Annotated in this window: 16 protein-coding genes and 1 pseudogene; all 17 read right to left on the minus strand. The window is 66.4% G+C overall.

The window, feature by feature from the left end; all coding sequences use genetic code 11:
- Window positions 1-12: 12 nt before the first annotated feature.
- The 17 genes and pseudogenes from ACVMIH_RS16820 to ftsL all read right to left on the minus strand — a co-directional run bounded on the left by ACVMIH_RS16820 (window position 13) and on the right by ftsL (window position 20,963).
- The gene (locus tag ACVMIH_RS16820; RefSeq protein WP_028332540.1) at window positions 13-921 is read right to left on the minus strand and encodes an outer membrane protein assembly factor BamD; all 909 of its coding nucleotides are present in this window, start codon (window positions 919-921) and stop codon (window positions 13-15) included.
- A gap of 258 nt (window positions 922-1,179) precedes the next feature.
- Entirely contained in the window at window positions 1,180-2,142 is a 963-nt protein-coding gene (gene lpxC / locus ACVMIH_RS16825; protein ID WP_076824136.1) for a UDP-3-O-acyl-N-acetylglucosamine deacetylase, read from the minus strand.
- 349 nt (window positions 2,143-2,491) lie between these two features.
- Window positions 2,492-4,282 (minus strand): cell division protein FtsZ, encoded by a 1,791-nt coding sequence (ftsZ, locus tag ACVMIH_RS16830; RefSeq protein WP_057015002.1) that lies wholly within the window; start codon window positions 4,280-4,282, stop codon window positions 2,492-2,494.
- 89 nt (window positions 4,283-4,371) lie between these two features.
- Window positions 4,372-5,688 carry a cell division protein FtsA gene (gene ftsA / locus ACVMIH_RS16835; RefSeq protein WP_028332543.1) on the minus strand — a complete coding sequence of 439 codons (1,317 nt, stop codon included), beginning with the start codon at window positions 5,686-5,688 and terminating at the stop codon, window positions 4,372-4,374.
- Window positions 5,685-6,695: a cell division protein FtsQ/DivIB gene (locus tag ACVMIH_RS16840; protein WP_456862538.1), complete on the minus strand. Its 1,011-nt coding sequence runs from the start codon at window positions 6,693-6,695 to the stop codon at window positions 5,685-5,687. Before ACVMIH_RS16840 ends, ftsA begins: the two co-directional genes overlap by 4 nt.
- A pseudogene (locus tag ACVMIH_RS16845) lies at window positions 6,635-6,929 on the minus strand (D-alanine--D-alanine ligase); the annotation flags it as partial. The gene ACVMIH_RS16840 and the pseudogene ACVMIH_RS16845, both read right to left, overlap by 61 nt.
- A gap of 98 nt (window positions 6,930-7,027) precedes the next feature.
- A complete protein-coding gene (locus ACVMIH_RS16850; protein WP_057015000.1) occupies window positions 7,028-8,014 on the minus strand; it encodes a D-alanine--D-alanine ligase family protein in 987 nt (328 codons plus the stop codon).
- A gap of 107 nt (window positions 8,015-8,121) precedes the next feature.
- A complete protein-coding gene (murB, locus tag ACVMIH_RS16855) occupies window positions 8,122-9,042 on the minus strand; it encodes a UDP-N-acetylmuramate dehydrogenase (RefSeq protein WP_057015103.1) in 921 nt (306 codons plus the stop codon).
- 2 nt (window positions 9,043-9,044) lie between these two features.
- Window positions 9,045-10,448 carry a UDP-N-acetylmuramate--L-alanine ligase gene (murC, locus tag ACVMIH_RS16860; protein ID WP_229192360.1) on the minus strand — a complete coding sequence of 468 codons (1,404 nt, stop codon included), beginning with the start codon at window positions 10,446-10,448 and terminating at the stop codon, window positions 9,045-9,047.
- A gap of 120 nt (window positions 10,449-10,568) precedes the next feature.
- Window positions 10,569-11,669: an undecaprenyldiphospho-muramoylpentapeptide beta-N-acetylglucosaminyltransferase gene (gene murG, locus ACVMIH_RS16865; RefSeq protein WP_456862541.1), complete on the minus strand. Its 1,101-nt coding sequence runs from the start codon at window positions 11,667-11,669 to the stop codon at window positions 10,569-10,571.
- A gap of 112 nt (window positions 11,670-11,781) precedes the next feature.
- Entirely contained in the window at window positions 11,782-12,933 is a 1,152-nt protein-coding gene (gene ftsW / locus ACVMIH_RS16870) for a putative lipid II flippase FtsW (protein ID WP_057014997.1), read from the minus strand.
- Window positions 12,934-13,180: 247 nt separating this feature from the next.
- Entirely contained in the window at window positions 13,181-14,581 is a 1,401-nt protein-coding gene (gene murD, locus ACVMIH_RS16875) for a UDP-N-acetylmuramoyl-L-alanine--D-glutamate ligase (RefSeq protein WP_456862542.1), read from the minus strand.
- A 109-nt stretch (window positions 14,582-14,690) separates the two neighbouring features.
- Window positions 14,691-15,797 (minus strand): phospho-N-acetylmuramoyl-pentapeptide-transferase, encoded by a 1,107-nt coding sequence (mraY, locus tag ACVMIH_RS16880; protein WP_016846578.1) that lies wholly within the window; start codon window positions 15,795-15,797, stop codon window positions 14,691-14,693.
- Between the two features lie 10 nt (window positions 15,798-15,807).
- Complete coding sequence (locus ACVMIH_RS16885) at window positions 15,808-17,241, minus strand: UDP-N-acetylmuramoylalanyl-D-glutamyl-2,6-diaminopimelate--D-alanyl-D-alanine ligase (RefSeq protein WP_057014995.1); 1,434 nt, start codon at window positions 17,239-17,241, stop codon at window positions 15,808-15,810.
- Window positions 17,238-18,695, minus strand: coding sequence for a UDP-N-acetylmuramoyl-L-alanyl-D-glutamate--2,6-diaminopimelate ligase (locus tag ACVMIH_RS16890; protein WP_456862543.1), 1,458 nt, complete (start codon window positions 18,693-18,695; stop codon window positions 17,238-17,240). Before ACVMIH_RS16890 ends, ACVMIH_RS16885 begins: the two co-directional genes overlap by 4 nt.
- 49 nt (window positions 18,696-18,744) lie before the next feature.
- A complete protein-coding gene (locus ACVMIH_RS16895) occupies window positions 18,745-20,502 on the minus strand; it encodes a peptidoglycan D,D-transpeptidase FtsI family protein (protein ID WP_050385389.1) in 1,758 nt (585 codons plus the stop codon).
- Between the two features lie 11 nt (window positions 20,503-20,513).
- Window positions 20,514-20,963: a cell division protein FtsL gene (gene ftsL / locus ACVMIH_RS16900; RefSeq protein ID WP_057014992.1), complete on the minus strand. Its 450-nt coding sequence runs from the start codon at window positions 20,961-20,963 to the stop codon at window positions 20,514-20,516.

Consider the following 20,963-nt stretch of genomic DNA (forward strand, 5'->3'; position numbering starts at 1 on the left):
CGAGGACAATTCCTAGCCGAGACCTATCTTCTTGAAGGTCCTGCTGATCCAGGATCCCTGATTCTCGCTCGGCTCGAGACCGCCGGACTTTACTAGATTATATGCGTCCTTGTACCAGCGGCTGTCTGGAAAATTGTGGCCCAGCACCGCGGCCGCGGTCTGCGCCTCGCCGGCGATGCCGATCGCCATGTAGGCCTCGGTGAGGCGGTACAGCGCCTCCTCGACATGGCGCGTGGTCTGGTACTGCGTGACCACGGTCTTGAAGCGGTTGATCGCGGCGGTGAAGTCGCGCTTGCCCATGTAATAGCGCCCGACCGCCATTTCCTTGCCGGCGAGTTGGTCTCGCGCAGCCTGGATCTTGGACTTGGCCTGGGTGGCGTATTCCGAGGTCGGATATTTGCGGACCACCTCTTCGAGCGCCGCGATCGCCTTCTCGGTGCGGCTCTGGTCGCGCGAGATGTCCGGGATCTGGTCGAAATGCGATGCCGCGATCAGGTACTGGGCGTAGGACGCGTCCGGGCTGCCGGGATGCAGCGTGACGTAGCGGGTGGCAGAGCCAATGCAGCTGTCGTAGTCGCCCGCCTGGTAGAACGAATAGGCCGACATCAAGAGCGACTTGCGCGCCCAGTCGGAATAGGGATGCTGACGGTCGACTTCCTCGAACTTCTTCGAGGCGGCCTTCAGGTCCTTCTTCTCGTTCATCATGTACAAGCCCTCATTGTAGAGCTTGTCCGCGGGCTCATCGACGAACGTGTCGTCCTTGGCCATGAACTTGTCCCACAGCGCGCCGGTGCCGCAGCCGCTGAGCGGCATGGCCAGCACGATCAGCCCCGCCGCAAAACGCAGCGTGCGCGCGGCCTTGGTCAGGCCGGAGACGTCAGAAGAATTGCGTGATTCGAGCGCCATACGCATTGCCGACATGGATTTTAGAACCTGACGCCTTTGATGCGGTTAACGGCGACCCCACTCCACCCATGAACCGCGGTCATGGATGCAATATTTCCAGTGCCTTGACTGCCGTTACTCGCAACCGCAGACCTGCTTAGCCGAAAAATGACCGTGGACCAACCGAATACGGAGCCATTCCGCCGGGAATAAGGCGACCCGGCGAAGCTCACAGCCTGCTGTGGTTATTACGGAAATTGGGCCCGACCGGCCAGGCGATCAGGACTTGGGCGATCAGGACACGTCCGGGCCATAGGCCGGGGCGACGAGGCCGCCCACGGTGCCTGCACCGGCTTCGACATGGCCACGGGCCGGCCGCCGAGCCGTCTCCGATTCGACCACCCGCCAGGCGCTGCGGTCGGCGAGCAGCGCCTTCAGCACCGCGTTGTTGAGCTTGTGGCCGCCCCGTACCGAACGGTAGCTGCCGAGCAGCGGCAGGCCGGCCAGCGCCAGATCGCCGATCACGTCGAGCACCTTGTGGCGGGCGCATTCGTCGGCGTAGCGCAGGCCCTCGGCGTTGAGCAGACGGGCCTCGTCGAACACCACGGTGTTGTCGAAGGACGCGCCGAGCGCGAAGCCTGCACCCCACAGCCGCGCCACGTCGCTCATGCAGCCGAACGTGCGGGCACGGGCAACCTCGCGGCGGAAACCTTCCGGCGACAGATCGAAGGTGAAGGTCTGGCGACCAATCACCTGGTTGGTGAAATCGATCTCGACTTCGGTGCGGAACCCGCCGGCGAACGGACGCAGCTCGCCAACCGATTCGCCGATCTTGACCTGCACCGGCTTCAAAACCTGGATGAAGCGGCGGACGCCGGGCTGGGTCACAATGCCGGCCTGATCGATCGCCGCGACGAACGCCGCAGCGCTGCCGTCCATGATCGGAACTTCGGCGCCGTCGACTTCGATGGTGGCGTTGTCGACGCCCATGCCGCGCAGCGCCGCGAGCACGTGCTCGGCGGTGGAAACCAGCGGCCCTTCGCGGTCACCCAGCACCGTCGCGAACTCGGTCGCGATCACCGCATCGGCGGTGGCCACGACTTCACGGTCGGAACCGTCGAGACCGGTGCGGACAAAAATAAAACCCGCATCAACAGGTGCAGGTCCCAGGGTGAGACTGACAGGAAGACCGGAATGAACGCCTACGCCAGTCACGGTGGCTTGCGACCGAAGCGTTGTTTGACGGCTGAACTTCATTCGATAATGCCCACTACCCGACTTCACTCAATTCAAGTGGCCAATTTCCCCAAGGCCGACTCGCTTGAGCTCCCCAAGTCACGGCAGACCATAGTCACGGCCCTAAACCGCGCCAACTCACGCTTCTTTACCGATTGTTACCCCATCTCCGCCGCATTCACGCCCAAGGTAAACCAAACTACGGCAGCGAAAGCGGTCCTCGGCAACGCGCCATCTGACCACCGAAAGAATAATTAATCATTTAAAATCAGTTGCTTGTTCATCCGGCGCGATCGCCGGCCCGCGACAAGGAAAAGGCCCCGGCGGTTCCCCGCCGAGGCCTTCTTCGTGGCCAAGATTGTAACAAACTTCAGTTTGCCTGCCGGCGCAGGAAGGCCGGGATATCAAGATGGTCGTCGCCCTGTGGCGCTGGGGCAACAGGTGCCTGGCGGCCATGAGCGTCCAGACCCTGCGGCGCAGGGCGCTTTGCATATTCGGATACCGGCGATTCGTTCGCCGAAATCTGCTGGGCGACGCTGCGGGCCGGCTTGCGCTCGGGCAGTGGCGGCATCGTCGGCATGGCCGGACCGGAGGAACGGGCCGCGATCGGCGGCTCGGTCTCCTCGTCGCGGCGGCCGAGGCCGACATTGGCCAACCGCTGCAGCAGCGACAGGCGGGTCTTCTGCGGGTGTTCCGGTTCGCCGTCACCGCTGGCCTGGCGGATTTCGGCCTGCGCCGGCATCGGCAGATCCTCGAACTTCGGCATCCGCGGAGCACGGACCGGCGACCGTTCCGCCGCCTGCGGGATGAAGGTCTCGGGCGGCATCGGCTCATGCTGCTCGGCCCGGGCGGCCTCGTGGTCCGGGAACAGCGAGGGCTTCTGGGCAATCGGCCGCACGGTGACGTCACCGTAGGAGGCCGGCTGCATCGGCGCCTGGGCGGCCGGCGCGCTGTCGGGAGCAACCGCGGCGGCGATCGCCGCGAGCGCGGCGCGCTCGACGGCCGGACGCTGCTGCTGGCCGGCCGGAGCCGCAATCGGGGCGACCGTCACGCCGGTCGGCGGTTCCAGCTTCTGGGCACGCTCGGCCATGCGCTGATTGTCGGCACGCAAGCGGGCGGTCAGATCGGCCAGCCGGCTTTCCGGCGAACCGCCCGACTGCTGCGCGGCGGGAGCCTGGGCTCGGGAGGCGATCGCGGCCTGCTCGATACCAGTTGCGACCACCGAGACGCGAATGACGCCGTCGAGCGATTCGTCGAAGGTGGCGCCGACGATGATGTTGGCGTCGGCGTCGACTTCTTCGCGGATGCGGGTGGCAGCTTCGTCGACCTCGAACAGGGTCAGGTCCTTGCCGCCCGTGATCGAGATCAAGAGGCCGCGGGCGCCCTTCATCGAGCTGTCGTCGATCAGCGGGTTGGCGATCGCGGCTTCCGCGGCGGTCAGCGCGCGCTTCTCGCCGGTGGCTTCGCCGGTGCCCATCATCGCCTTGCCCATTTCGCGCATCACGGCGCGCACGTCGGCGAAGTCTAGGTTGATCAGACCTTCCTTGACCATCAGGTCGGTGATGCAGGCGACGCCCGAGTACAGCACCTGGTCGGCCATCGCGAAGGCGTCGGCGAAGGTGGTCTTCTCGTTGGCGACCCGGAACAGGTTCTGGTTCGGAATGATCAGCAGCGTGTCGACCACCTTGTGCAGCTCGGCGATGCCGTGCTCGGCGGTGCGCATCCGGCGCTGACCTTCGAAGTGGAACGGCTTGGTCACCACGCCGACGGTGAGGATTCCCATCTCGCGCGCGGCCTTGGCGATCACGGGTGCAGCACCGGTGCCTGTGCCGCCGCCCATGCCGGCGGTGACGAACACCATGTTGGCGCCGGTGAGGTGATCGCGCAGCTCGTCCATCACCTCCTGCGCGGCCGCAGCGCCGACGTCGGGCTGCGAACCGGCGCCGAGGCCCTGGGTGACCTGGGTGCCCATCTGCACGATGCGCTGCGCCTTCGACATGGTCAGCGCCTGCGCGTCGGTGTTGGCGACGACGAAGTCGACGCCCTGCAACCCGGCGGTGATCATGTTGTTGACGGCATTACCACCCGCGCCGCCGACGCCGAAGACGGTGATCCGCGGTTTCAGCTCGCTGATGTCAGGGGGTGTCAGATTGAGTGCCATGGTTGCCTCTCTCGATTATGCGCGCGTTGGTTCGTCCCGGCCGCTGGCCGCCGGAGCTGGTGAAAATGCAGTGAGCCGGGGTGCGGTCATCAGAAGCCCTCGCGAAGCCATCGTCCGACCTTTCCGAAGTAACCGTCTGTCCCTGTCCTGAGCTGCCGCGTGCGCCGCGGTTCGACATGTTCAAGATGTGCGTATTGCGGATAGACCAGGAGGCCCGTCGGCACCGAGAATGAGGCGCCCTTCGCCTCGTTCGGCAGCCGGCCGAAGCCGAGCGGACGGCCGATGCGGACCTGACGGTTCAGGATGCGGGTGGCAAGCTCGACGGTGCCGGTGAGCTGCGAGGCGCCGCCGCTCAGCACGACGCGCGCCCTCGGCTCTGCCGCAAAGGGGGAATCCGCGAGCCGGTCACGGACCATTTCGAAAATCTCCTCGGCGCGATGCCGGACAATGTTCGCAATCGTGGCGCGGGACACGATTTGCGGTGTCTCCCGATCATCGCCTGCAGTGGGAACGGACATCAGCTCGCGCGAGTCCGAACCGCCGGTCAGCACCGTGCCGTATAAAGTCTTGATTCGCTCGGCATCCGCAATGCACGCGCCGATGCCGCGCGCAAGGTCCATCGTGATGTGTTGTCCGCCCAGCGCAAATCCGGATGCGTGCACGAGACGTCCGCCGGAGTATGTCGCGATCGTGGTCGATCCCGCGCCCATCTCGACGACGGCAGCGCCGAGATCGGCCTCGTCATCGGTCAGCACCGAGAGGCCCGCGACATAGGGGCTCGACGCCATGGCTTCGACGTTGAGATGGCAGCGCTCGACCACCAACATCAGGTTCTTGGCAACCGTCGCGTCCGACGTCACCACGTTCATGTCGACGCCGAACTGGCGCGCCACCATGCCTCGGGGATCGCGGATGCCCTTGACGCCGTCGAGTGCGTAGCCGACCGGCAGCGCGTGCAGCACGGTGCGGCCCGCGCCGGCGGCGTGGCGCATGCCGGCGGACGTGACGCGGCTGATATCGTCCGAGGTCACCGAGCCGCCGCGGATATCGGCCGCGGCCTCGACCAGCTGGCCGTGCTGCCGGCCGCCGGAGACCGACAGCAGGACGGATTCGACACGGACCTTGGCCATGCGCTCGGCCAACGCCACCGCGTGGCGCACCGCCTTCTCGCATTCGGCGAGATCGACCACGGAGCCGGCCTTGACGCCGCGCGACTGGATCTGGCTGTAGCCGATCAATTCGACCGCATGGGTGCGTCCACGCAGCGCCTCGTTCGGCGGCGATGGCCTCAGCCGCGCGATCATGCAGGCGATCTTGCTGGAGCCGACATCGAGCGAAGCCACCATCGCGGTGCGCTTCTGCATCGGGCGGGTCTTCGGGGTCAGGTTGCGATCGAGGCCGGTCATGCGGAGTCACCGGCCTTCTTCTTGGACTTCTTGTCCTTGAACAGTTCGTCGCGCGCCTTGCCGGCGTCCTCCGACAATTGCACGATAAGCCGATCGGGCAGCCGCATGTCGACGGCGACAATGTCGCGCGAGAACAGCTTCTCGTCCTTGTCGAGCCTGGAGAGCGCAGCGAGCGCGTTGCCGACGTCGTTCTCCGGCAGGCGGACGTCGAGACCGTCCTTGAGGCGCAGGTTCCAGCGCCGCTCGCCGACGAAGATCGCCGCCTTGGTCACCGAACGGACCTGCGGATAACGGTCGAGCAGCGCCAGGAAGTCGTGGGCCCTGACGTCGGCGCCCTTGCCGACCACGAGCGGCAGATTGAGGAAGCGGCGCGAGACGTAGGGCTCGAGCACCGCGCCGTCGGAAGCGATCACCGACAGGCGGCCGTTCTGCTGCCACAGCGCGAAGGCGGTGCGCTCGACGATGTCGATCTGCAGCCGGCCCGGATAGAGCTTCAGGATCGTGGCATCCGCGATCCAGGGATTGGCCTTCAGCTTGGCGCGCACGGTGTCGGCGTCGAGGAACAGCAGCGAGGAGCGGCCGTTGACGCCGCCGATCGCGAGCACCTCGTCCTGGCTTAGCTGCTTGCGGCCGTTGATGCCGACGGTGGTGATGCGGAAGCCGGCGGTATTGGCAAGCGCGTTGCGGGCATCGCTGAGCGCGGTGGTGAATTCCTCGACATGACCACCCTTGACGATGCCAAGGCCCAGGCTGCCGAACAGGATCGCGAGCGTCGCGACCAGCCCGATGCGGCGCGGCAGATAGCGTTCGACCATCAGGATGTAGCGGATCGGCGGCTCGCGATCGATGATGACTTGCGGCCGCTTGGCGGGACGCCGCCTGCGGGGTGCGAGATGGGCGCCGACATACTCGCGCAGCAGCACCGCCGCTCCGATAGCGGCTGCTCTCAGGTCAGCTTGAGGCCCCAGCGATCGCAGCGATCGGGTGAGGCGTCCTGCACCATCCATTGCACGAGCTCGTCACATGTTGCGCCCGCAAACCCCGCGGGTCCCGGCACAAATCACGTCTCGGCTAGACCGGTGGGATTAGAGTGGCCCCCTGTTCCCTGGTTGCGATCCTCGAAGCGGTAATCCGCGACAGCTCACGCCCCGGCAGCCAAGCGCTACATGCGCCGCCAGCGTTAACCTTCGGGCTTCCTGGTAAACAAAGGGTAAATGACTTCGGCCTGGAGCGTGTTTTGATCAACGCTGTGAGTACTTTGCCGCGAACTCGTTAGCATTTTAGCAACAGCGCCCGGGTTCCATCCGGCCGACCAGGGCGGGTTCCCCCCGGCCGGGCATTAACTTCGGACGCGGCGGCGGGCCAGCTCGATCTGGTCGGTGAGGAAGTCGGAAAAGGCGATACCCTGTGCTTTCAAGGCCTTAGGGTACAGTGATGCCGCGGTGAGCCCCGGCAGAGTGTTGGTCTCGAGATAGACCGGGCCATTGGCCGAGACGATGAAATCGCTGCGCGAGTAGCCGGTGCAGGACAGCGCGCGGTGCGCCCGCAGCGCATGGTCCATGATCGCGGCGCTGACCTCGGGCGCGAAGCGGCCAGGACAAATCTCCTGGGTCGACTTCAAAAGGTATTTGGCTGTGTAGTCGAAGGTTCCCTCCCCCGGCACGATCTCGATCGGCGGCAGCGCGAACACGGAGCCGTCGGACTGCTCGAGCACGCCGCAGGTCGCCTCCACGCCCGATACGAACGGCTCGATCAGATACTCTTCATGCTTCGCGGCATTGCGGACCGCGACGAGATCCTGCTTCGCGTTGACGAAGATCAGCCCGTAGCTCGATCCGTCCTTGGCCGGTTTTGCGATCAGCTTGCCGTGTTTCGCAAAGGCGTCATCGATCTGTTCGACATTGATGCCCTGCGGCGCGTTGAGGCCCGCGATCGCGGCGAAGCGCTTGGCCGACGGCTTGTCGAACGCCAGATGCGACGATGCCGAGCCGGAGCCGGTGAACGCGACGCCGCGCATCTCGCACATCGCCTGCAACTCGCCATTCTCGGCGCGGCCGCCGTGCAAACCGAACACCAGCACACGCTGCTCGGCGCTCGCCTTGTCGAGCGCCTGGTCAAGTGCGATGCCGCGACCGTCGGGTTTGAAGTCGACCTCGAACGGACGCGTGTGGCCGAGCAGTTTTTCCGACGTCACCGCGTGCACGGTGTCGTCGACATCCCAGAACCAGAGATCCGCGTCGGGCAGCGCGCGGTGCAGCGCCTGCGTGCTCGCCACCGAGACCAGCCGCTCCTTGTTGGTGCCGCCGAACAGAATGGTCACCTGCATCTTCTTTGCCTGTCTTCGCTGCTTCCGTCATTCCGGGATGGTCCGAAGCACCAGACCGGACTCTCGAGATTCCGGGTTCGATGCTGCGCATCGCCCCGGAATGACGACTACGATGAATTCCCGATCCGCTTGATTTCCCAGTGTAGCTCAATTCCGCTGCTTTGCTTGACCCGTTCACGCACCGTCTCGCCGAGCGTCTCGATGTCGTGCCCGGTAGCGTTGCCGGTGTTGATCAGGAAATTGCAGTGCATCTCAGACACCTGCGCGCCGCCTATTTTGAGGCCGCGACAGCCGGCGGCATCGATCAGCTTCCAGGCGCTGTTGCCGGGCGGATTCTTGAAGGTCGAGCCGCCGGTCTTCTCGCGGATCGGCTGCGCGGTCTCGCGATGGCTCTGCACCTCGTTCATGCGGGCGCGGATCGCCTCAGCATCGGTGATCGTGCCGCGGAAGCGCGCCGAGGTGAAGACGATGGACGGATCGGCGCCGCTGTTGCGGTAGACGAACTTCATGTCGGCATTGTCGAACGTATGCTTCGTTCCGTCGCGGCCGATGCCGGTGGCCTCGATCAGCACGTCCTTGGTCTCGCCGCCGTTGGCGCCGGCATTCATGCGCAGCGCGCCGCCGACCGTGCCGGGAATGCCGAAGAAGAATTCCATGCCGCCGATGTCAGCAGACGCAGCCGTCTCGGCGACGCGCTTGTCGAGCGCCGCAGCGCCGGCGGTGACGACATCGCCGGCCGCGCTGGTCTCTCCGAACGCGCGCGGCGCGAGCCGGATCACGACGCCGGGCATGCCGCCATCGCGCACGATCAGATTGGAGCCGACGCCGACGACATAGACCGGCAATTCCTGCGGCAGCCGCTTCAGGAAATAGGCGAGGTCATCTTCATCTGCCGGCGTGAACAACACCTGTGCCGGGCCGCCGACGCGAAACCAGGTCAACTCGGCCAGCGACTGGTTCGCCAGCAGCCGCCCGCGCAGCTCCGGCATCGCGGCTTTCAGGTCGGGCGTGATGTCGGGGAAGGTCACGATCACCCCAACGCCTTCAATTCGCCGGGCAGCGCGTAGGCCCATTGCGTGATGTTGCCGGCGCCGAGGCAGACGACGAGGTCGCCGGGCTTGGCAAGGCCGTGCACGATCTTCGCGAGCTCGCCCGCGTTCGGCAGCGGCACCACATTGCGATGGCCGTGGGCGCGCAGGCCGGCGGCGAAATGATCACGGTCGACGCCGGCGATCGGCGCCTCGCCGGCCGGATAGACCTCGGCGACCACGACCGCATCGGCGTCGTTGAAGCAGGTGCAGAATTCCTCGAACAGCGATTGCAGGCGGGTGTAGCGATGCGGCTGCACCACGGCGACGATCTTGCCGTTGACGGATTCCCGCGCCGCCTTCAGCACCGCGGCGATCTCGACCGGATGATGACCGTAATCGTCGATCACGGTGATGCCGTTGGTCTCGCCGGTCTTGGTGAAGCGCCGCTTGACGCCGCCGAAGCCGGCCATGGCCTGGCGGATGACGTCGTCGGACACGCCAAGCTCGTGCGCGACCGCGATCGCGGCCGTCGCATTCGATGCGTTGTGGCGCCCCGGCATCGGCAGCATGATATCGGCGATCTCGTGGACCGCGCCAGACTTGCGATCGCGGATCGCGACCGAGAATTTCGAGCCGCCCCCCATCGGCGTCAGATCCTTGAGCTGCGCATCGGCCTGCGGGTTCTGGCCGTAGGTGATGATGCGGCGGTCTTCGATCTTGCCGACAAGAGTTTGCACCACGGGGTGATCGGTGCACATCACGGCAAAGCCGTAGAACGGGACGTTCTCGACGAAATTGCGGAACGCGTCCTGGATCGCCTCGAAGGTCTTGAAGTGATCGAGATGCTCGGGGTCGATATTGGTGACGATGACGACATCGGACGGCAGCTTCAGGAAGGTGCCGTCGCTCTCGTCGGCTTCGACCACCATCCAGTCGCCGGCACCGAGCCGCGCGTTGGAGCCATAGGCGTTGATGATGCCGCCATTGATCACGGTCGGATCGAGCCCGCCGGCGTCGAGCAGGGTCGCCACCATCGTGGTCGTGGTGGTCTTGCCATGGGTGCCGGCGATCGCGACGCAGCTCTTCAGCCGCATCAGCTCCGCCAGCATCTCGGCGCGCCGCACCACCGGAATGCGCCGCGCGCGCGCCGCCATCAGCTCGGGATTGTCGCGCTTGATCGCGGTCGAGACCACGACGACATCGGCGCCATCGACATTCTCGGCGGCGTGGCCGACTGAGACCTTGGCGCCCTTCTTGCGCAAGCGGTCGAGGTTGTAATTGTCCGAAGCATCGGAACCCTGCACGGTGTAGCCGAGATTGATCAGCACTTCGGCGATGCCGCTCATGCCGATGCCGCCGATCCCGACGAAGTGAATGGGTCCGATCTCGCGCGGCAGTCTCATGATGCTAACACCTTCATCGTCTCCGGACTCACCCCGGCAATTCTCCGACTTATGAAAGACTGATATGGCCGGGACAAGCCCGGCCATGGCGTCCCACGGCCGAAATTCCTCGAAAGCGGCCTAAATTCCGGCCACTTTCGCAACCAGATCGGCCAGCCGCTCGGCGGCATCGAGCCGGCCGACGCCACGCGCGGCTTCCGCCATCGTGGTCAGTTTCGCGGGCTCGGCGGCGAAGGCCGAAATGTCAGCGGCCAGCCGCTCGGACGTGAAGTCGCTCTGCGCCATGCGCAGCGCGCCGCTCGCCTGCGACAGCACGCCGGCATTGGCAAACTGGTCCTGATCGATCGCGCCGGGCAGCGGCACCAGGATCGAGGGCCGGCCGATCGCGGCGAGTTCGGCCACCGTGCCGGCGCCGGAGCGCGAGATCACGAGCTGGCTCGAGGCGAGGCGCGCCGGCAGGTCGGCGAAGAACGGCGCGAGCTCGGCGTTGATCTTGAGCCGGTCGTAGACGGCGCGCACCCGATCCATGTCTTCTTCGCGCACCTGCTGGGTGATGATCAGGCGGCTCCACAGCGCGGGCGCGAGCTGCTCGATCGCCGGCGGCACGATATCGCTCATCACCCGCGCGCCCTGGCTGCCGCCGACGACGAGCAGGCGCAGCGGCCCGTTCGCCTCGGGCGGCGTGTATTTCACCGCAGCGGCCGCAAGGATCGCCGGCCGCATCGGTGTGCCGACCGTGGTGGCCTTGCCGGCCAGCGCGGGATCGCGATCGAGCACGCCGGGCAGCGAGGTCGCGATCGCGTTGACGCGGCCGGACAGGAAACGGTTGGCGCGGCCGAGCACCGCATTGGCGTCATGGATGATGCCGGGAACGCCGAGCAGCCGCGCCGCCATCAGCGGTGGCAAGGTCGGGTAGCCGCCGAAGCCGACCACGGCCGCGGGCTTCAGCCGCCGCACCAGACTGGTGGCGACCAGCGTGCCATAGCCGAGCATCAGCGCGGTCCGCGCCAGCGAGATCGGGTTGCGACTGCGCACGGTCGCGCTCGGCACGAGGTCGATGCTCTCCCGGCCGAACAGGCCGGAATAGCGCAGCGCGCGGCCGTCGGTGGCGAGCCGGACCCGCAGGCCGCGCCTGATCAATTCCACGGCGAGCGCTTCTGCCGGGAACAGATGGCCGCCGGTGCCACCGGCCGCCAGCAGAATCAGGGGCGCATTGTCCATGGCCGCCTTTTACATCGTCACTGCGAGCGAAGCGAAGCAATCCATCGCCCCGCAGAACGGAGGGATGGATTGCTTTGTCGCTTCGCTCCTCGCAATGACAACAAGGGTTCACCTACGCGTAGGCGCGCTGAGCGCTGGCGCCTTCCATCGATTCGATCTCGGTGCGCGGCCGCTGCCGCGTGAGCGCCAGCATCATGCCGACGCCATAGGCGAGCGACACGAACGAGGAACCGCCGTAGGAGATGAACGGCAGCGTCATGCCCTTGGCCGGGATCAGTTGCAGGTTGACCGCCATGTTGATGGTCGCCTGCACGCCGAACAGGATCGCAAGCCCCGAGGCTGCGAAGCGCGAGAACATGTCCTCGGTGGCATAGGCGCGGGTCAGCGTACGGATCACGATGAAACCGAACAGCGCGACCAGCATCAGGCAGAGGATGATGCCGAACTCCTCCGCCGCGACCGCGAACACGAAGTCGGTGTGGCTGTCCGGCAGGCTGCGCTTGGCGATGCCCTCGCCGGGCCCCAAGCCGAACCAGCCGCCGTTCCAGAACGCCTCCATCGCGGTGTCGACCTGGAAGGTGTCGCCGGAGGCGGGATTCATGAAGCGCTTGATGCGGCCGGCGACGTGCGGCACCAGCAGATAGGCGCCGAACAGGCCCGCGCCCGCCGCGCCGGCGAGCCCGAACACCCAGATCATCCGCATGCCCGCGATGAAGAACAGCGCGCCCCACACGGTGAGGATCAGCATGGTCTGACCGAAGTCGGGCTCCATCACCAGCAGCGTGACCAGCGTCAGCAACAGCACCAGCGCCATCGAGGTCGCCGGCATCTCCGGCCGCTTGGTCGATTCCGCAAACAGCCAGGCCGCGACGATGACGAAAGAGGGTTTTGCGGCTTCGGAGGCCTGGATGTTGACGCCGAGCAGCGTTATCCAGCGCCGCGAGCCCTTGACCTCGGGGCCGAGCAGCAGCGTCAGCACGATCAGCGCGATCGAGACCGCGAACACGATCAGCGCGGTGCGCCGGATCTGCCGCGGCGTCATGAACGAGACGCCGATCAGCACCATCAGCGACGGCACCAGGAACATGACGTGGCGGTTGAAGAAGTGGAACGGATCGAGCCCGATCCGGGTCGCCACCGGCGGGCTCGCCGCCAGCGACAGGATGACGCCGGCCAGCATCAACGCGGCGATCGCCACAAGCAGCAGCTTGTCGACGGTCCACCACCAGTCCGAGAACGGGGTGCGTTGGTCACGGGCGAGCATGGGCGTCCCCAGATGGCAGAGATAACGTCCATTCGTGGCGCAGGATGGTTTCCAAGGGGTTAACGGGATGGGTAACTTTTGAGGGAGGTGGTTGAGCCCCCATCCCGACGTCGTCCTGGCGAAAGCCAGGACGACGATGAGGATCGTTCTCGCGCGATACGACGCACCGTCACTGCGTACTTCATCTCGGTGTCATCGCCCGGCACCGAACGGCGGATTACGCTGTGCCAATCCGCCCTACGTGTCGTCACACCACCGGCTTGACGCCGGGCAGCGCCTGCACGATGTCGCGGAAGGCGGCACCGCGGATTTCGAAATTGCGGTACTGGTCGAACGAGGCGCAGGCCGGCGACAGCAGCACGACGGCTTCCGCGAGCCCCGACGCCTCGGCATCGCGCGCGGCGCTGGCGATCGCGACGTCGAGCGTGCCGGACATGTCGTGCGGGACGCGCTCGCCCAGCGTGCCGGAGAAGTCGGCCGCCGCCTCGCCGATCAGATAGGCCTTGCGGATGCGCGGGAAATATTCGGTCAGGCTGGTGATGCCGCCGGCCTTCGGCTTGCCGCCGGCGATCCAATAGATGTCGGCGAACGACGACAGCGCATGCGCGGCCGCATCCGCGTTGGTGCCCTTGGAGTCGTTGACGAACAGCACGTTGCCGCGGCGGCCGACCTGCTCCATGCGATGCGCGAGACCCGGGAAGCTGCGCAGGCCGTTCTGCAAGACGTCGGTCGCGATCCCCATCGCCAGCGCGCAGGCCGAGGCGCAGGCGGCGTTCTGCGCATTGTGCAGGCCGCGCAGCGAGCCGATGCCGCCCAGCCGCGCGATCTCGCTGCGCGCCGCGCCCGAGGCACGCACGATCGTCTCGTGCTCGACATAGAGACCGTCGGGCAGCGGGTTCTTCACCGAGATGCGCACCACGCGCTTGCCGGCGCGATCGAGCCGGTCGGCGATGTTGCGGCACCAGATGTCGTCGACGCCTGTTATCGCGGTGCCGCCGGCCTGTACGCCGGCGACCAGCCGCTCCTTCACCGCGGCGTAATGCTCGAGCGTGCCGTGGCGATCGATGTGATCCTCGCTGATGTTGATCAGGATGCCGACCGACGGATCGAGCGACGGTGCGAGGTCGATCTGGTAGGACGACATCTCGATCACATGGACGCGGCCCATGCGCGGCGGCTCGAGCGACAGGATCGCGGTGCCGATATTGCCGCCCATCTGGGTGTCGTAGCCGGCGACATCAATCAGATGCGCGATCAGCGCCGTGGTGGTCGATTTGCCGTTGGTGCCTGTGATGGCGACGAACGGCGCGTTCGGCGCATGACGGCGCCGCTCGCGGCAGAATAGTTCGACATCGCCGATCACCTCGCACCCCGCCTCGCGCGCCTTCAGCACGCTCCAGTGCGGCGCCGGATGGGTCAGCGGCGCGCCGGGGGTCAGGATCAGCGCGGCGAAATTCGCCCATGACACGCTGCGCAGATCGGCGGTGGTGAAGCCGGCCTGCGCCGCCTTGACGACGTTGTCGGCATTGTCGTCGGCGGCGATCACCTCGGCGCCGCCGGCCTTCAGCGCCTGGCAACTCGCGAGCCCGGAGCCGCCGAGCCCGAACACCGCGACCGTCTTGCCGGAGAAGGAGGTGACCGGGATCATGTCTATCTCCCTGTCATTCCGGAAACCGCGCAGCGGTTATCCGGAATCTCGAGATTCCGGGTTCTCGCTGCGCGAGCCCCGGAATGACAGTCAATGGGATGCGAAGCCATCAGCGCAGCTTCAGCGTCGACAGGCCGGCGAGCGCCAGCATCACCGAGATGATCCAGAACCGGATCACGATCTGTGGCTCGGTCCAGCCCTTCTGCTCGAAATGATGGTGCAGCGGCGCCATCCGGAACACGCGCTTGCCGGTGAGCTTGAACGAGGTGACCTGGACGATGACCGAGACCGCCTCCAGCACGAACAGGCCGCCGATCACGGCGAGCACGATCTCGTGCTTCACCGCAACCGCCGTCGCGCCAAGCATGCCGCCGAGCGCCAGCGAACCGGTGTCGCCCATGAAGATCGAGGCCGGCGGCGCGTTGAACCAGAGGAAGCCGAGGCCTGCGCCGAGCACCGCGCCGCACAGCACTGCCAGTTCGCCGGTGCCGGCGACGTAATTGATCTGCAGGTAATCCGAGAACACCGCGTTGCCGGTCAGGTACGAGATCATGCCGAAGCTTGCGGCGGCAATCATCACGGGCACGATGGCAAGACCGTCGAGACCGTCGGTGAGATTCACCGCATTGCCGGCGCCGACCATCACGAAGGCGCCGAAGATCACGAAGAACCAGCCGAAATTGATCACGAGGTCCTTGAAGAACGGAATCACGAGCGAGGTCGACGACACGTCGCGCCCGAGCCGGACCAGCGCGTAGGTGGCGGCAAGCCCGATCGCGGCCTCGATCAGCAGCCGCAGCTTGCCGGCGAAGCCGCTGTGCGACTGCTTTGTGACCTTCAAATAATCGTCATAGAAGCCGACGAAGCCGAAGCCGAGCGTCACCGCCAGCACGATCCAGACATAGGGATTGAGCGGGTTGGCCCAGAGCAGCGTCGACACCACGAGCCCGGACAGGATCATCAACCCGCCCATGGTGGGCGTGCCCTTCTTGGAGATCAGATGCGACTGCGGACCATCGGTGCGGATCGGCTGGCCCTTGCCCTGCCGCAGCCGCAGATGATCGATGATCCAGGGCCCGAACAGGAACACGAACAATGCGCCGGTCACCATCGCGCCGCCGGTGCGGAAGGTGATGTAGCGGAACACGTTCAAAGCGCTGCGGAACGCCCCAAACCCCGGAACGGTGTTGGACAGTTCGATCAACCAGTAGAACATTCGAGGAGTCCTATACCGCTTCTTCGTGCGCGGCCTTGTCGGGGAAGCGTTTTTCCAGCGCGCTGACAATCAGCTTCATCTTCGATCCCAGCGAGCCCTTCACCATGATCACGTCACCGGCACGGACCGCGGCGACCGCCTGCGCTTCGAGCGCCGCCGAGCTCTCGGCATAGCCTCCCCGCTTGCCGGTGGAAAGGGCATCCCACAGATTCCGCATCAGCGGACCACAACAATATACGAGGTCGATGCGGTTGGCGGTCACGGCCTCGTTGAGGCCGCGGTGCAGTTCGGGCCCGGTCGGCCCGAGCTCGAGCATGTCGCCGAGCACCGCGATGCGCCGGCCATGCGGCCCGGTCTGGGCCTGGCCGAGCACGTTCAGCGCGGCCCCCATCGAGGCCGGGTTAGCGTTGTAGCTCTCGTCGATCAGCATCGCCTCGCCATGGCCGACCTCGAGGGTGCGGCGGAGGCCGCGGCCGGTCGGCGCCTCGAGCTGCGACAGCGACAGCGCCGCGCGCGCGATATCGGCGCCGAGTAGCGAGGCGCCGGCAAGCACCGCGAGCGAGTTCATCGCCATGTGCCGGCCGGGCATGCCGATCTTGTAGGTGATGTCGTGATCCAGAATATCCGCATGCACCGCCGAGCAGGTCGCGTGCAGCGACAGGTCGAGCAGCCGCGCCTCGGCACGCTTGTCGGCGCCGAACGAGACGATGCGCGAGATGCCGGCCTGCTTGGCCTGCTTTTGCAGCCGCGCGAATTGCCCGTTGTCGCGGTTGAGCACGACCGCGCCATCGGGCTCGAGCCCTGCGAAGATCTCCGCCTTGGCGTCGGCGATCGCCTCGATGCCGGCGAAGAATTCCAGATGCACCGGCTCGATCGTGGTGATGATTGCGACGTGCGGGCGCACCATCTTCACCAGCGGCGTGATCTCGCCGGCATGGTTCATGCCGATCTCGAACACCGCAAAGCGCGTGCTGGCCGGGCAGCGCGCCAGCGACAGCGGCACGCCCCAGTGATTGTTGAACGACGCCACCGACGCATGGGTCTCGCCCTGCGCCGACAGCACGCGGCGCAGCGCCTCTTTGGTCGAGGTCTTGCCGACCGAGCCGGTTACCGCGACGATCTGCGCGTTGAGCCGCGCGCGCGAGGCATGCGCGAGCTCGACAAGACCGGCGAGCACGTCGTCGACCACCAGCAGCGGCGCATCAGCGGGAAACTTTGCCCGTTGCGCGGTCTCGACCACCGCGAGCCCGGCGCCGGCCTTCAGCGCCGCCTCGACGAAGGCATGGCCGTCATGGACGTCGCCCTTGATCGCGAAATACGCCTCGCCGGGCGCGATGGTGCGGCTGTCGATCGAGAGACCGCTGACGCCGTCCGGCAGCGCGCCTTGCGTGGCGGCGCGCATCGCCGTCGCCATCGCATCCGAGGTCCACAACATCGTGCTCATGCGCCCTCCGCAGCCAGTGCACTGGCGACCGCCTCATGATCGCTGAACGGCAGCGTCGTGTTGCCGACGATCTGCCCGACCTCGTGGCCCTTGCCGGCAACGACCAGCGCATCGCCCGGCGCGAGGCCGGCAATGCCGGCGCGGATCGCCGCGGCGCGGTCGCCGATCTCGCGCGCGCCCTTCGCCGTCGCCATGATCGCGGCGCGGATCGCCTCCGGCTTCTCGCTGCGCGGATTGTCGTCGGTGACGATGACCTGATCGGCATTCTCGGCCGCGATCGCGCCCATGATCGGACGCTTGCCGGCGTCGCGGTCGCCGCCGGCGCCGAAGATCACGACCAGCTTGCGCCTGGCATAGGGCCGCAGCGCCTGCAGCGCCTTGGCGAGTGCGTCGGGCTTGTGGGCGTAATCGACGAAGATCGGCGCGCCATTGTGCTCGCCGACGAATTCCAGCCGGCCCTTGGCGCCTTCGAGATGTTCGAGGCAGCCGAACACGTCGTCGGCGGCGCTGCCGGTGCCGATCGCAAGCCCGGCCGCGACCAGCGCATTCTCGATCTGGAATTCGCCGACCAGCGGCAGCCGGATCGCGTGCTTGCGTCCGCGGTGCTCGATCAGGAGCTTCTGTGCAAAGCCTTCGATGACAGCATCGGTGAGCCTGATGCCATCGCCTGCATCGGCGTTGCGCCCGACCGCGATGATGCGCAGGCCGCGCGCGCGCGCCGCATCGATCACCTGCCCTGAGCAATCATGATCGGCCGAGACCACCGCGGCGCCGCCTGGCGCGACCAGATCGCGGAACAGCCGGAGTTTTGCATTGAGGTAATGCGCGACGTCGGGATGATAATCCATGTGGTCGCGCGACAGATTGGTGAAGCCGCCGGCTGCGATGCGCACGCCGTCGAGACGATACTGATCGAGGCCGTGCGAGGACGCCTCGAACGCCAGATGCGTGACGCCGTCGCTCGCGATCTCGTCGAGCTGGCGATGCAGCGCGATCGGATCCGGCGTGGTCAGCGAGCCGTAGACCGTGCGCTTGTCCGAGACGAGGCCGATGGTGCCGATGCTGGCGGAGGAATGACCGAGCCGCTGCCAGATCTGGCGCGTGAACGCTGCGACCGAGGTCTTGCCGCTGGTGCCGGTCACCGCCGCGATCGTCGCCGGCTGGCGGGAAAAGAATTTGGCCGCGGCGAGCGCCAGCGCGCGGCGCGGATTCGGCGTGATGACGAAGGGGGCGCGCGCGTGACCTTGCGGCGGATGGTCGCTGGCGACCGCGACCGCGCCGGCGGCAATCGCCGCATCGACGAAGCGCGCACCGTCGGTCCTGCTGCCGGCCAGCGCGAAGAACAGGTCGCCCGGCTTCACCGCGCGGCTGTCGACCGCAAGCCCTCCGACAATGAGCGAGGAGGCACTCGGATCGATCGTGGCATCATCGCTGAAGAGGTCGCGAAGTCTCATGATCTTCCAGTCTGGCCGGCGCCGTTCTGGCGCCGCGTGAGTATACGCCTTACTGGGTTGTTCTGGATGCCGCAAGAATAAGGCGGTCGGACGGCGGCAGGTCGAATCGCGGTTCAACGCCCAAAAGCGGCGCAATTCGGGCGATCACATTGCCGCCGGTCGGCACCGCATTCCAGCCCGAGGTGATGAACCCGTAGGTTTCCTTCAGGGGCTGCGGCTCGTCGAGCATGATAAGCAGCTGGTATTTCGGATTGTCGGCGGGCAGGATCGCGGTGAATGCGTTGAGCACGCGCTTCTTGGCGTAGCGGCCGTTGATCACCTTCTCCGCGGTGCCGGTCTTGCCGCCGATGTAGTAGCCCTTGACGTCGGCCTTCTTCGCGGTGCCGATCTCGGCATTGAGCCGCATCAGATAGCGCATCTTGTCCGAGGTCTCGGGCTTGATGACGCGCTTGGCGAGCGCCATCGCCTCCTGCTCGGTGCGCTTCAGGAAGGTCGGCGGGATCAGGTAGCCGCCATTGACCAGCGCGTCGATGCCCATCACCGCCTGCAGCGGCGCCACCGCGATGCCGTGACCGAACGAGATGGTGACGGTGTTCAGTTCGCCCCATTTCTTCGGCACGATCGGCGAGGCGCTCTCCGGCAATTCGGTGCGCAGCCGCTCGAGCTGGCCCATCTTGCGCAGGAACGCCTTGTGCGCGTCGACGCCCATCGCCAGCGCAATGCGCCCGGCGCCGATGTTGGAGGAATAGTAGAACACCTCCTTCATGTTGATCATGCGGCCCATGTTGTGATCGTCATGGATCGCGAACTTGCCGTAGTGCAGCGGGCCGCGCGCATCCCACATCGAGTTGAGGTCGAACCGGCCGCTATCCAGCGCCATCGCCAGCGTGAACGCCTTGAAGGTCGAGCCCATCTCGTAGACGCCGGTGGTCAGGCGGTTGATGCGATCGGGATCGTGCGCCTCCTTCGGATTGTTCGGATCGAAATCCGGCAGCGACACCATCGCCACGATCTCGCCGGTGCGGACGTTAGAGACGAGGCCGGAAGCGGCCTTGGCCTTGAACTTCTCTTTCGCCTTGAGCAGCTCGTCGCGCAGCGCGTGCTCGACGCGCAGGTCGACCGACAGTTCCACCGGCTTCTGCAGCCGGTCGGTGGCGAAGCCCGCGCGATGCAGATCGGCCAGCCCGTTGCTGTCCAGCCACTTCTCCATGCCGGCGATGCCCTGGTTGTCGATGTTGACCAGGCCGATCAGGTGGGCGACCTCGTTGCCGGTCGGATAGACGCGCTTGTTCTCCCGCAGGAAGCCGACGCCGGGAAGGCCGAGGCGATGGATGTCGCTCTGCTGCTTCGGCGTGATCTCGCGCTTCAGCCAGACGAAGCCCTTGCGCGACGACAGGCGGTCGCGCACCTCGCTGGTGTCGAGATCGGGCAGGGCTCCGGTCAAAAGCTCGATCGCCTCGTCCTTGTCGATCAGGCGGCGCGGTTCGGCGAACAGGCTCGGCGCCTTGACGTCGGTGGCGAGGATTTCGCCGTTGCGGTCGGTGATGTCGGGCCGCGCGGTCGCGATGGCGTCTTGCGAGGCGGTGCGGCGCGCGCCGTGGCTGTCGGCGCCGACGGCGAAGAGCACCAGCCTCCCCGCCAGCACGCAATAGACCGCGGCGAAAGCGAGGATCGCAAGACCGACACGCGCGCGCGCCTTGGCGGCGCGGTCGACATTGCTGCCATACAGCAGCGTGCGGATCAGCCGCTGGTTCCATGGCTCGGCGGGTTTCACGGCCGGCGTGTTGGCGGGTGCCGGATCGGTCATGGCTGGTCCCGTCATTGCTGGTCTCCCCCGCCCTGCCCGGAGTCGTCGAGCGCGGGCTGGTCGGCGGCCGGCTGGTCGGTCGCCGCCTTGTCGATCGATCCGGTGGTGCTGTCGGGCGCCGCGGCGGCCTCGATGGTGTCGATCATCGCGCCGATCGGATCGCGCGAACCGGGCCGCGTGAAGCTCGGCGGCCGCTCCGGCAGGTTCTTCAGGGAATCGTACTGGTTGGCGTTGACCGGCTTCAGCGGCAGATGGCGCTCGGCGAGGCCCTGCAGCCGGAGCGGCGCATCGAGCTTGGCCCATTCGGCGCGCAACGCGGCGATCGCATTGCGCTGCTCGCGGATCTCGGCATTGAGCTGCAGCACGCGTTCGACGCGCGCGGTCGATTCCATCTTGATGCGATAGACATACGACGCCGCGAAGATCAGCATGCCGATGACGAGGAGATGGAGAAGGCGCAT

It is taken from the genome of Bradyrhizobium sp. USDA 4503 (assembly GCF_054055815.1).

Excerpts from the sequence above, each read along its gene's own strand:
- ACVMIH_RS16820 (WP_028332540.1), bottom strand. The coding sequence starts at position 921 with ATGTCGGCAATGCGTATGGCGCTCGAATCACGCAATTCTTCTGACGTC.
- lpxC (WP_076824136.1), bottom strand. The coding sequence starts at position 2,142 with ATGAAGTTCAGCCGTCAAACAACGCTTCGGTCGCAAGCCACCGTGACT.
- ftsZ (WP_057015002.1), bottom strand. The coding sequence starts at position 4,282 with ATGGCACTCAATCTGACACCCCCTGACATCAGCGAGCTGAAACCGCGG.
- ftsA (WP_028332543.1), bottom strand. The coding sequence starts at position 5,688 with ATGACCGGCCTCGATCGCAACCTGACCCCGAAGACCCGCCCGATGCAG.
- ACVMIH_RS16840 (WP_456862538.1), bottom strand. The coding sequence starts at position 6,695 with ATGGATGGTGCAGGACGCCTCACCCGATCGCTGCGATCGCTGGGGCCT.
- ACVMIH_RS16850 (WP_057015000.1), bottom strand. The coding sequence starts at position 8,014 with ATGCAGGTGACCATTCTGTTCGGCGGCACCAACAAGGAGCGGCTGGTC.
- murC (WP_229192360.1), bottom strand. The coding sequence starts at position 10,448 with ATGAGACTGCCGCGCGAGATCGGACCCATTCACTTCGTCGGGATCGGC.
- murG (WP_456862541.1), bottom strand. The coding sequence starts at position 11,669 with ATGGACAATGCGCCCCTGATTCTGCTGGCGGCCGGTGGCACCGGCGGC.
- ftsW (WP_057014997.1), bottom strand. The coding sequence starts at position 12,933 with ATGCTCGCCCGTGACCAACGCACCCCGTTCTCGGACTGGTGGTGGACC.
- murD (WP_456862542.1), bottom strand. The coding sequence starts at position 14,581 with ATGATCCCGGTCACCTCCTTCTCCGGCAAGACGGTCGCGGTGTTCGGG.
- mraY (WP_016846578.1), bottom strand. The coding sequence starts at position 15,797 with ATGTTCTACTGGTTGATCGAACTGTCCAACACCGTTCCGGGGTTTGGG.
- ACVMIH_RS16885 (WP_057014995.1), bottom strand. The coding sequence starts at position 17,241 with ATGAGCACGATGTTGTGGACCTCGGATGCGATGGCGACGGCGATGCGC.
- ACVMIH_RS16890 (WP_456862543.1), bottom strand. The coding sequence starts at position 18,695 with ATGAGACTTCGCGACCTCTTCAGCGATGATGCCACGATCGATCCGAGT.
- ACVMIH_RS16895 (WP_050385389.1), bottom strand. The coding sequence starts at position 20,502 with ATGACCGATCCGGCACCCGCCAACACGCCGGCCGTGAAACCCGCCGAG.
- ftsL (WP_057014992.1), bottom strand. The coding sequence starts at position 20,963 with ATGCGCCTTCTCCATCTCCTCGTCATCGGCATGCTGATCTTCGCGGCG.